12 protein-coding genes are annotated in these 12,531 nt (G+C 25.7%); 7 read left to right on the forward strand and 5 right to left on the reverse strand.

Going from position 1 to position 12,531, the window contains the following annotated elements; all coding sequences use genetic code 11:
* Positions 1 to 62: 62 nt before the first annotated feature.
* The 3 genes from QZZ11_RS03110 to QZZ11_RS03120 all read right to left on the reverse strand — a co-directional run bounded on the left by QZZ11_RS03110 (position 63) and on the right by QZZ11_RS03120 (position 2,326).
* Positions 63 to 194, reverse strand: coding sequence for a hypothetical protein (locus QZZ11_RS03110; RefSeq protein ID WP_292473525.1), 132 nt, complete (start codon positions 192 to 194; stop codon positions 63 to 65).
* Between the two features lie 11 nt (positions 195 to 205).
* Positions 206 to 1,144, reverse strand: coding sequence for a DUF1848 domain-containing protein (locus QZZ11_RS03115; RefSeq protein ID WP_292473527.1), 939 nt, complete (start codon positions 1,142 to 1,144; stop codon positions 206 to 208).
* Between the two features lie 120 nt (positions 1,145 to 1,264).
* Entirely contained in the window at positions 1,265 to 2,326 is a 1,062-nt protein-coding gene (locus QZZ11_RS03120; protein ID WP_292473529.1) for an NAD(P)-dependent alcohol dehydrogenase, read from the reverse strand.
* Between the two features lie 337 nt (positions 2,327 to 2,663).
* On the opposite strand from QZZ11_RS03120, the gene QZZ11_RS03125 reads away from it, so the two are divergent.
* Positions 2,664 to 3,569: a hypothetical protein gene (locus QZZ11_RS03125; RefSeq protein WP_292473531.1), complete on the forward strand. Its 906-nt coding sequence runs from the start codon at positions 2,664 to 2,666 to the stop codon at positions 3,567 to 3,569.
* Positions 3,570 to 3,576: 7 nt separating this feature from the next.
* On the opposite strand, the gene QZZ11_RS03130 is transcribed toward QZZ11_RS03125, so the two are convergent.
* On the reverse strand, positions 3,577 to 4,947 hold the full coding sequence (locus QZZ11_RS03130) for an MATE family efflux transporter (protein WP_292473533.1): 1,371 nt from the start codon (positions 4,945 to 4,947) through the stop codon (positions 3,577 to 3,579).
* A 144-nt stretch (positions 4,948 to 5,091) separates the two neighbouring features.
* Between QZZ11_RS03130 and QZZ11_RS03135 the strand changes: the two genes are divergently transcribed.
* The 4 genes from QZZ11_RS03135 (at position 5,092) to QZZ11_RS03150 (ending at position 10,546) form a co-directional block, all read left to right on the forward strand.
* Entirely contained in the window at positions 5,092 to 5,343 is a 252-nt protein-coding gene (locus tag QZZ11_RS03135) for a zinc ribbon domain-containing protein (RefSeq protein WP_292473535.1), read from the forward strand.
* Between the two features lie 576 nt (positions 5,344 to 5,919).
* A complete protein-coding gene (locus QZZ11_RS03140) occupies positions 5,920 to 7,815 on the forward strand; it encodes an Ig-like domain repeat protein (protein WP_292473537.1) in 1,896 nt (631 codons plus the stop codon).
* 340 nt (positions 7,816 to 8,155) lie between these two features.
* Positions 8,156 to 9,838: an AAA family ATPase gene (locus tag QZZ11_RS03145; protein ID WP_292473539.1), complete on the forward strand. Its 1,683-nt coding sequence runs from the start codon at positions 8,156 to 8,158 to the stop codon at positions 9,836 to 9,838.
* A gap of 225 nt (positions 9,839 to 10,063) precedes the next feature.
* Positions 10,064 to 10,546, forward strand: coding sequence for a hypothetical protein (locus tag QZZ11_RS03150; protein WP_292473541.1), 483 nt, complete (start codon positions 10,064 to 10,066; stop codon positions 10,544 to 10,546).
* A gap of 35 nt (positions 10,547 to 10,581) precedes the next feature.
* On the opposite strand, the gene QZZ11_RS03155 is transcribed toward QZZ11_RS03150, so the two are convergent.
* Positions 10,582 to 10,788 (reverse strand): hypothetical protein, encoded by a 207-nt coding sequence (locus tag QZZ11_RS03155; protein WP_292473543.1) that lies wholly within the window; start codon positions 10,786 to 10,788, stop codon positions 10,582 to 10,584.
* Positions 10,789 to 10,897: 109 nt separating this feature from the next.
* Between QZZ11_RS03155 and QZZ11_RS03160 the strand changes: the two genes are divergently transcribed.
* Together QZZ11_RS03160 and QZZ11_RS03165 are read left to right on the forward strand one after the other, a co-directional pair.
* Entirely contained in the window at positions 10,898 to 11,653 is a 756-nt protein-coding gene (locus QZZ11_RS03160) for a hypothetical protein (RefSeq protein WP_292473545.1), read from the forward strand.
* 164 nt (positions 11,654 to 11,817) lie between these two features.
* Positions 11,818 to 12,531 (forward strand): NAD(+)/NADH kinase (locus QZZ11_RS03165; protein ID WP_292473547.1); only part of this gene is annotated, 714 nt, incomplete at its 3' end.

Genomic DNA, 12,531 nt, shown 5'->3' on the forward strand with positions numbered 1-12,531 from the left:
CTAATAAAGAAAGATTCATAATGTATTGATTCCTATATTTCAGGATAGCAGTCATTAAAAATTTAATTTATTAATCTATTATTAAATCCATCTCCACTTAAATGGGCTTTTGTTATATGTGGAATATTTGGTAAAAATATTTTATAGTTTTCATTACTTAATAATCGTTTGTTATAAAAATCATTATCGTTCATCATTATACCCCTTATATCAATCTTTGCTGTTTAGAATCGAATTTAAGAAAAGAACTTTGTTTAGCATTGTTGATTTTATCCATTTTATTAACATTTCCAATTAAAATTGGAGATTTTGGATTATGTTTTCTATATTTTTTCTCTGCTATATCAGGTCTTTTATTAGCATAACAGTATTTACAGCCATTTAAACATGTGTCATATTCACCTATGTCTCGCCATGGAAGGCATGTGCATCCATTTCGCATACCCCTATGTTTGATTTTTTTAAATGTTATGTTATTTGAATCTTCAAGTATTTTACTGGTTACACAACCTGATTTTCTTATACCATACTTTTCATATTCATTTGAAACAGCACAACTTTGTAATGGCATATTATATTTATTCGCTATTTTTATTAATCCAGTTAATATTTGATGTTTTTCATCTTCTTTAAATCCTAGAATCTCAGGCATATTTTTAAAAACTTTATTATACATATCTACAAAGCTGAAAACAGAAAATGAAATATGTTTATGTACTTTAGAAGTAATGTATTCAAAACACTTAAAATGTTCATCAATTGAATATTTTTCAGTAAATAAAATAGGATCATATCTCCAGGATATTTTTTCTTTTCCAATGATATGAGATAAATCTTTTAAGGTTTCAATACTTTCATCTATATCCGGTACTTTAGGTTCAATTGTTTTATCATATGCTGTAATAGTATAATAGCAGAATAAGGAATAATTCTTTTCAATCACAGGCATATGTTCTAATATTGGTTTATAATTTTTCGAACAAAATATTATAGCATCTACTTCACTGGGAGATAAATCATATCTTGTTAATTGATTATGATTATATGGATTTCTTGTAATTACATATTCTTCATTTAGTCTATTTATTAACCAAGGAGTATAGTAATTTACAATATCTGTTCTTCCACCTACATTAATTATCATAATATTCCCCTATTTAATAATATATCATTAATAATTAATTAGGCTATACATTTTTGAATGCTATGCAAAAAAAAGTTAATATTTATTGTAAGGTTATAAAAAAAATGTTAGAATAGAAATCTATTCTAAAATAACTGCAGGCTTAATTAAATCTTTAGGTTTATCTCTCATAATTATCATAGCTTCTTCTATGTCTTCAAAATTATTGAATTTATGAGTGATTAATTTACTTGAATCAAATCTGCCATATTGAATCAATTTTACTAATTGTTCCATTCTTGCTCTTCCACCTGGACATACTCCTCCTCTGATGGTTTTATCAGATAAACCAGCTCCCCATCCTAATGCAGGTACTGGAATTGTTTCTACCCCATCATAGTGAAGAACATTTCCCAATACTCCTCCAAATTTAAGAACAGTTAATCCTTCTCCTAAAGTATTTTGATTTCCACCAGCCACTATAACTTTATCTACACCTTCATTATCAGTTAAATCCATTATTTGTTCAACAGTACTTCCATTATGATAATCTATGATTTCTGATGCTCCATATTCTTTAGCAACTTTAACTGCTGCTGGACGACTACCTACTGCTAAAATTCTAGATGCACCCATGAAATGAGCACCTGCCACTCCCATTAAACCAACAGGCCCAATTCCAAATACGGCTACAGTATCTCCCGGTTTTATTTCAGCTAGTTCTGCACCATAAAATCCAGTTGTCATCATATCAGATATCATTACTGCTTGTTCTAAAGATACATTATCCGGTAATAAAGCTAAATTTCCATCAGCATCATTTACATGATAGTATTCTGCAAATGTTCCATCTTTAGCAGATACAAAAGACATTCCGCTACCCATACCATAACAGTGTTGTCCAAATCCTTTTTGTGAATTTACTGTACTCCAATTAGGAGTAATTGCAGGAACTATTACTCTGTCTCCTGGTTTAAAGTCTTTTACCATACTACCTACTTCAACTACTTCACCTGTAGATTCGTGACCTACTATTCTGTTAGGTTCACTACCCATATATGCATTACCCCATACAATATGTACATCAGAAGTACATGGAGCTAAAGCTAATGGTTTAACTAATGCATCATATGGTCCAATTTTTGGAACATCTTTTTCTACCCAACCTAATTCATCTTGTTTGATTCTTGCAAGTCCTTTCATTTTTTTAATCTCCAATTATATATAGCATCAATATTTGTCATTATTAATCATGATAATTAATAATCTTGATATTTAACTATATATAGTTATTGATATTCCCATCCTATCAAGAAAAAAGATATTTTACCATTGGAATAATATTTTATTATAAAAATTAAAATATATGCCAAAATATAAATAATTAATTCAATATAAATAATAATTGAAGCTATAATTATAAAATAAATAATTATATTTTTAATATAATAATTATTATATATTTAATGTGGAATATTTTTGAAAATAATAATAAAAAAAATAATGATAATTATTATTTAATTTAAAAAAGGTGAAAAATATGTATCATAATAATAGAATAATAGAAAATAATATTTCAAATCATTTAATTAATACCATTTACAACTTTTCAAAAATGGATAAAGAAACGTACATAGATAGATATCTTAATAAAATAAAAGAGGAAAATGAAAAATCAAATAACAATTTAATCAAGATATTTAGAATACTCTTTAATAATCATGATTATGATTCAATGATTAACATGATTTCATTAATGAATTTTAAAAAGAATGAAGAAAAAAAATTAATAGCTGTTATTAATTTTTATAAAGATTGGGACTTATTTGAATATGACAATATAATTAAATATAACTATCAAGGACTACCTGAAGTATTTCAACCAATCAATGAAAAACATTTAGAGAATCTCAGAACTTTAAAAAAAATATGTTCCGAATATAAAGAATATAGATTGGTTATTGATTTAATAAATAATGCAAAAAGACGAAATGAAGAAGGTAAATACAATGAAGCTATTATCCAATTGTATAGGGCATTGGAATTAGCAACACAACTTAAATTAAAAAAATTTTATAAAATTGAAACAGATAATATCAATCTAAACAGATTAGAAGAATTAAAAATTAACAAACATTTCATTGAATATCTAAAAAAATTTACTAATTCCTATAATAATATTCATTTATCACTTAAGGAACAATTGTATATACTTAAAGGTTTGAAAGATCCAATGGGAAAATTTTATTGGAATAATCAGGATTTGTTTATGGATATTATTGAAATGAGACATTCTTCATTATTAGTTCATGGAAATACAAATATAACAGTAATACAATATCAAGAATATGAATATTTAGTTAAAGAATTTGTTTCCAAATTAAATAAAAATATAAAGAAATGTATTAAGAATACTGAATTTCCTAAATTTGAAATTGAAAAATAAAAAAAGGTTATGAAAGAAACATATTTGCTTCTTTAATTTTTTTCATAAATAATTCAAAGATTATGAAAGATATTATAGAACCAACAGTTAACCCCATAATAAATCCAATTAATACTCCATTTACACCTAAATTTAGGATTATTCCAAATATATAAGAAAGTACAACTACAAATATCAGTTCTCTTACAATAGTTAATATTAAAGATATAACTCCTTTTCCCATACCCTGGAATGTCATTGCACAGATTCCACCTACTGGTGTAACTATTAAAAATACAGATACTACTCTTAAAACATCTATTATAAGTTGATAGAGCTCAGCATTAGATTGACTATAAGTGAATAATAATGCTACCTGTGGTGCAAATATTATTATTAAAGCAGTTATCATACCTGCTATCATCATACTTATTTTTATACCATAATGACAGGTTGTTTTTACTTTATCAAATTCTTTTGCACCATATGCTACTCCCGCAACTGTAATTGCAGCTGTTCCTATTGCTATACAAGGCATCATACCAAGTTGTAGTATTGTAAATGATATATTGAAAGCAGCAATAATACTAGTACCTGCAACAATTACCAACATGGAATTTAAAATAATATTTACTAAAGATATTATTAATTGTTCCAGACTTGCTGGAATCCCAACGGTTAATATATCTTTAATATAGCCAAAGTTATATCTGAAATTATCAATACCATAATCCAAGAATGTATTTTTCTTAACAAATAACCAATAAACAGCTATTATTGTTGGAAGAATAGATGAAAGTACAGTTGCTAATGCAGCACCTTTTATTCCAAGATTAAATGTGTAAATAAATATCGGATCCATGATAATATTTAAAATATCTACTGCAGCCATTGTAAAAGTTGCTTTTTTCATATCACCTTCTGCTCTTAATTGACTTGAAAATAAAATATTAAATAAAAAAGCAAAGGTACCTATTATTAAAATTATTCCATAGTCTCTAGCATAATTAATTACACTGCTTGCACCCATATAGAAAATTATTTGATCATAAAATGGTATTAATATTAATGGTATTAATAAAGACCCCAATGATACAATTAGTATGGAATGTAAAGCACTGTTACTTGCTTTTTTATGATCTTTTGCACCGATATAACGAGCTATTAAGGAGTTAGATCCTGCACCTAATCCATTTCCTATACCTATTATAATCATAAAAATTGGTGAAACAAATCCAATAGCAGCTAATGGATCAGTACCTAATCCTGCTACCCATATCCTATCAATAATATGATTTAAACTGATTAATAATAATGCAAATATCATAGGAACGGCTAGTTTAATTAAAGCTTTCTTTGGATCTCCTCTCAATATTTCAATATTTTCATTATCTTCCAAAATTATCTCTCCAATTTATGAATATATTGCCTAATATTATATTTTATCAAATTATCTAATAAAATAGTTAGATAATGAAATTACCTATTAAATAAATACTAGTTATTTTAAATTAAATATATAATTAAACTTAGATGTGAAATTATGAATATATGTCAATCATGTAGTATACCTCTCTATGACAAGTACAAAGGAACAAATAAAGATGCCAGTTTGAGTAACGAATACTGTAAATATTGTTATGAAAATGGTGAATTTAAAGAGGATAGAACTTTAGAGGAAGAAATAGAACATCTAATTCCTATGTATATAGATGATAGAGATATTTCTGAAGAAGAAGCTAGAGTTGAACTAAGAAAAATTTTATCTCCTTTAAAAAGATGGTCAAAGAATTAAAATAATTAAATAACTTTTGTTACAATCAATATTTTAATAAAAAATTTTTTTTCAAATTAAATTATTGATTAACTAAAACAATTTTAACTTTTTTTTTTAAAAAAAAAAAAAAAAAAATAAATATTAGAAAAAAAATCCTCTCCTTTTCTTAATTTTAATATTGTTAGTAATACTTCTTTTAATTCACTTTCAAAAAGATTAAAAAATTTTATTAAATTAATAAATAAAGTTCAATTATAAGTTATTTTATTGAAATAACGAATATAATTTATTTTTATATCTACAAGTTCTAAAAAGTTTATAATTAATATAATAAACACAATTCATTTGAATATTATTATAAAAATATATCATTATGCTTATTTTTTTATAAATAAAATTAATTCATCTTTAAAACAATTAAAGAGCTTTAAATTCTATTTTTTTGATATTTTTTTCAAAAAACTTTATATGTTATAACATACTTATTAATTAACCATGTTGTTAATAAAAAGTATTAACAACTTTTTTTAGACTAATAAATTATATCCAAATTATTCTAAATAAGGAGGTTTTATAATTAAGGGTTATTTTGGATTGATCCTATTATTCATTACAAGTGTAATGATTTTAGGTTCAGTAGCAGCTACTGATACTACATCCAATGACACTTATGAATTACAAAGCACTGACAATCAAGTAGTAAATAGTGATTACTCAGTTATTTCAACTAAATCTAGTTCAGACTCAAGTAATACAAAATCAATATCTAAAGTAAACACATCAAATACCAATAATTCAGTAAAAAGTAGTTCAAGTACTGCTAGTAGTACAATGACTAAAACTCAGTCAAGTACTAATATTAAAGTATATAACATAACATCTACCAAAGGTTCCAAAGTAACATTTAAATCGTTAATTACATCAGATAAAGGATCTTATGTAAAAAATGGTACAGTTATCTATAAAATTAACGGTAAAACAATAGGAAATGCTACGGTATCTAATGGTGGAGCAAAATTAACATATACAATTCCATCAACTTGGACAAATATTAATTATACTATAACTGCGGTATATACTGGAAACAGTTATTATGCACGTTCAACAAGTAATAGTACATTAAAACTTAAATCCAACACAAATACTAAAGTAACTGTAAAAGATATTACAGCTACACAAGGAGATAAAATTACTCTTAAAGCAGTCATAACGACTTCCGAAGGAGAATATGCAAAAGTAGGAAAAGTTGCTTTTAAGATCAATGGAAAAACTGTGGGAACTGCAAATGTATCAAATGGTGGATCAAAATTAACATTTACCATTCCAAATAACTGGAAGAGTCAAAATTACATTATTACAGTAGTATATGGTAAGAATGATTACTATCAAAGTTCAACTTCAAACGGTACACTTAAAATAAAAGGAAAAGTAAATCCAAAAATTGCTATTAATACGACTTCAGTTATTTCAGGAAAATCCACAACTTTCGTAACAACAATTACCAATTCAAATGGTAATTTAGTTAATGGTGGAAAAGTTGCTTTTAAAATCAATGGAAAAACTATAGGTGTGGCTAATGTAACCAAAGGTGTTGCTAAGCTTACTTATACAATCCCATCCAATATGAATGGAAAATATAATATCACAGTAGTTTATGGTGGCTATGGAAACTATAATTCAATAACACAAACTACTACGTTAAATATTGTAAAACAAGTAAGTACTAAGATAACAATCACTACAACATCTGTTATAAGTGGTAAATTAACAGTACTAACAGCAAAAGTAACTGATTCATCAGGTAATCTAGTTAGTGGTGGAAAAGCAGTTTTCAAATTAAATGGTAAAACAGTTGGGACAGTAAATGTAAATAATGGTGTAGCTAAATTAACATACTTAATTCCTTCATCATGGAATGGAAAATATAATATTACATTTGTTTATGGTGGTCAGGGTAAATATCTTTCTTCCAGAAAAACTACAACCCTTACCGTTACAAAAATCAGTAAAACATCAACCAATAAATTTGAAGTTCCTGATGGGTATGAAAGTTACGTTAAATCTACAAAAAATTGTGCTGTTACAAACAGTCAAATAAAAAGCCTAGCTGCATCTTTAACATCAGGTACAACGAGTGCTTATACAGCTGCAGTAAAAATATTCAATTATGTACGTGATAAAGTATCATATACATTTTACATGAATACAAGATATGGTTCTGTAGGAACATTAAACAGAAAAACAGGTAATTGTGTTGATCAAGCTCATTTACTTATTGCTTTAATGAGAGCCTCAAATATACCTGCACGTTACTGTCATGCAACTTGTACGTTTTCAAGTGGTCTAGTAGTAGGTCACGTATGGGCACAAGTATATGTGAATGGAAAATGGTATTCCTGTGATACAACTTCAAGTAGAAACAGTTTTAACAATATCAGAAACTGGTATAAATCTACAACTGTACACAGATATACATCATTGTCATTCTAAAGTCTATACAAATAAATTTTCTTTTTTTATTTTTTTTTTAATCAATTTTAAAAATTCATTTTTCATAAATCTTTAAATAAAAACTATTTTTAAATGTAGATTAATAATTAAAAATTAATAAGATATAACTTAAATACAAAGTTGAATCTTTCATATTAGCAAATACATGGATAATTCAAAATATTATAAGGAAATAAGAAATATATCTATTATTAAATGATTATTAAATATAAAATAGAACATAACAAAAAAATCACTTATAAAAACAACACCAATCTATATCCAAATCATTTTATATACTAAAATTTACAAAGTTAAATTAGTTATAGTGGGGATAAATATGAGTAATTTTGAAAAAGAATTATGTGATTTATTAAGGGCTAGATTTCCATTTATACATATTTCTACATATGAAGAAGAAAGATTAACTAATGAACTTACAAGAATAGTTTTTACACAGGAACTTATTCATACCGTTAGAAAGGTATTTGTATGGAAATCATCAGAAGGATTTCGAAATGATGATGGAATAATTCAAGAGAATACTATTGAAAAAATGGATGCTTTGAATTTTATTAAGAATTATTCCGGACCTGCTTTATTCATTATATTGGATTTCCATGTTTTTTGTGAAAAAACCAATGGTGTAATAGATTATAGTATAATTAGAAGTTTAAAAGATTTAATGCCCAATTTAAAACAAAGTTATGAACCTAAGAATGTGATTTTTATATCCCCTATTTTTACGGTACCTGATGATCTTAAAAAGGACATTACAGTAATGGATTTTGAACTTCCATCAGCAGAAGAAATAGAAAAAGTTTTGGATGGAATGATAGAAGCTAATTCCAGTACTAATCTTAATGTTAATTTGAATGATAAAGAAAAAGAATCTTTAATTAAAGCAGCTATAGGTTTAACACTTCAAGAAGCTGAAAATGCTTTTGCTCGTGCAATGGTAAATGATGCTTGTTTAAATGCCAGTGATGTTGATTTGGTTTTAAAAGAAAAAAGTCAGGTAATTAAAAAAAATGATTTACTGGAATATATAGACTCAGAAGTTAATATAGATGATGTGGGTGGATTGGAAAATCTAAAAAAATGGTTAAGAAAACGTGACAAATCCTGGTTATCTTCTGCAAAAAAATATGGACTACCATCACCTAAAGGTGTATTATTAACTGGAGTTCCGGGATGTGGTAAAAGTTTAATTGCAAAAAGTATTTCATCAATGTGGCATTTACCATTATTAAGATTTGATGTTGGAAAAGTATTTAATATGTATGTTGGAAATAGTGAATCCAACATGAGAGAAGCTATAAAAACAGCAGAAGCTATTGCACCTTGTATTTTATGGATTGATGAAATTGAAAAAGGTTTTTCAGGACTAGGTAATAGTGGTGACAGTGGAACAAGTAACCGTATTTTCGGAACATTTTTAAGTTGGATGCAGGAAAAAACCAAACCGGTTTTTGTTGTAGCAACTGCAAATAATATTAGCAGTCTTCCTTCAGAAATGATGAGAAAAGGAAGATTTGATGAAATATTTTTCATTGATTTACCAACATTTAATGAACGAAAACAAATTTTTAAAGTCCATCTTCAATCAAGATTAAAAGATCCGACTGTAATTGGAGATTTTGTAATTAATGATGAAACTTTAACTCATTTAGCAAGTTTAACAGAAGGTTTTGGTGGAGCTGAATTAGAACAAATTGTTATTATGGGTTTGTTTGATGCATTTGCTGAAGATAGATGTATTACTATGAAAGATTTTGAAAATTCTATTAACAATACTATCCCATTAAGTGTAACTCAATCAGAACAAATAAGATCTATAAGAGAATGGGCTAATATCAGGGCTGTTGCTGCTACTGCACAGGATGATAGAAAGGAGTATGATCATGAAGTTAATGTTAAACCTCAACCTCCAAAAAACTATCCAAAAGATAATCAAAATAATTTAGAAGATAATCAGTCAGATATTAATGATTCCAGAGGTGGAAGAACTTTGGATTTCTGATTTTTTATATATTTTTTTTAATTATTTTGGAATATTATTATAAAAATATTTATATATTATTTATTCCAATTATTAAATATAGAACAAAAAATATGTTATTATTTTAATATAAATTTTTTTAAAATCAATTATATCCGTTTATTTGAATTTTAAATTAAACTTATTGGAATAATAATATAAAAATAAATAATAATTTTTAATCCAAAATATAATTTGGATATAATTATGGTGATCAAATTGTTAATTGCAGAAAAAAATGAAGAAAAATTTGTAGAAGTTATAGATTTAAATGATGAAGTTATCGAATTACCTAAAGATAGTTGCTTATATTACACAGAAGATGATGTAAATTATTCCATTAGAGTAGAATTTCAAGAAATTTTTGGTACAATAGATAATTATATGAAAATTGGCTATGAACCTGTTTTATTGGAAGAATTTGATGAAGATCAATTAATAGATGATGATTTTGATGGACAGTTTATATTAAAAGTAATTTTAGATGATCATACAATTTTAAAACATTATTATTCCTTTATAGGTTATGAAGATGAAAAAACAATTAAACTTGCTCCAGTAAAAATTCCTAAAGTAAACCAATATACAGTAGATCCAAGAAAGATCATATCCTATAATTTTTATTATTTAGAATCTAAGGAAAATTATGAATATATAAACAATTCTGAAGAAATTTTAACAGAAAACTAAGTTATAAATACTAATAATATTTAATCGTCATTTTTTTATTTTTTTAATATCTTTTTTTCAGCATCCATAAAATATTTTAACATTGCTTCATCATCCAATGATTGAATTTCTTCTAAAGTCTTTTCTGATTTTAACATTTTTACACATTCAAAAAGTGCTTCAACATTTTCAAATTCACATAAATTCTTAATGTAATCAGATAATGACATTTCCTTAGCTTCATAATTAATTTCACATACCATTTTTTTCAACTCCCCAGTTTATATATTTTATTTGTCTTATAACGCTTATTAAAGTTTTTTATTATTTAAATTACATATATATAATAAGATAATATTTAGGGTTTATTTTATGAATGATATTAATTTACATGATAAAGAACATGCTATTGAACGATTAGAGTATGTAAAAGGATTAAATTACACTGATAAAGAATATAAAAAGAACTTAAGAAAACATATGTTTAAATATAAAACTAATGCAAATGGTTTACTTATTCAAAGATTATCTGCTGAACAAGAACTATTTATGTTTGAAACATATGGGATTGATAACTTAAAAAAATATGCTATTGATGTATTAGAACAAAACATTGAATATTGTACAGTTCTAGAACAAAAAACACATGACGAACAAATAGAAAAAACTATTGAATTCTTAGAAAAAAGTAATTCAAAGGAATATTTATTATCTTTAAAAGATTTTTCTACTAAAACTGCTTATAACTGGTACATTCCAGTAGACAGATTGATTAACTGGATTGATTGTTATATGATTCAAAGACAAGTATTTTTTGAATATGCTTCTAATGAAAAAACATATCTCTTTGCACCAAATTATTTTACTGACAATGTATTGTTACTAACAGTTGAAACCGATAATATTGCTGAAGATTATGAAGCTGATATCGATCAAATAACCAAAGTATATGATGAAGTTGTCAAAGGAATAATTAAAATACTAAAAGAGTTACCTGAAGAACGTATGATTGAAAATCTTTTCACTATTACAAATGAAGAAAAACAAAAAAATGGTGAAGAAATCAGTAAATTAGCTCAAGATTATTATGAATTTATTGAAGAATCAACAGAAAATGAAGAAACTTAAGATAATTAACTAAATAAATTATATTTAATCCCCATAATTACTTTTTTTAATGACAAACCTTAATAATATTGAAATCATTTAAACATTTATTCGAAATTTCATACTATGAATATTCTTTTAAGAAAATTTTAAATATTAATAGTTTTCTTTATAAATTAAATAATATGAAAATATTTATTAACGCTGATGAAAATAAAGAATTGGCTATTTCTACCAAAGAAAAGTTTGAAAAAACTTGTAACAAATTAAATATTAATATTTGCGATAATCCATTGAAAGCTGATATAATTTGTTCTATTGGTGGTGATGGAACATTCCTGGAATCATCTAGATTATCAGAAGGAAGGCCAATTATAGGTATCAACTGTGGAACATTAGGATATTTGACCGATGTAAATCCAAATGATATAGAAAAGGCTATGAAAGATATAAAAAATAATAAATATTATGTAGAAGACCGTATGATGTTAGATGGGGAAATAATTAAAGAAAATAGTGAAATTATCCAAATACCGCCAGCTTTGAATGATATTGCTATTTCAAAAAATACATTTGGTGTTGTAAGATTTGATACTATTGTAGATGATAAATTAATTAATTCATATACTGCTGATGGGATAATTATATGTACACCAACTGGCTCTACTGCATATAATTTATCTTGTGGAGGACCTATAGTAGATCCCACTGCACATATAATTACAATTACACCTATAGCACCACATACTGTACTTAATAGAAGTGTTGTTTTGTCTGACAATTCTATTGTAGAAATAAAAATAACTGAATTAAGAAATCAAACTTTATCTTATGTTTTATATGATGGAAGGCCTATCGAAGTAAAAACTGGAGATACAATTCGTATATATAAATCAAAA

This window comes from Methanosphaera sp. (assembly GCF_016282985.1).
Taxonomy (GTDB): Archaea; Methanobacteriota; Methanobacteria; order Methanobacteriales; family Methanobacteriaceae; genus Methanosphaera.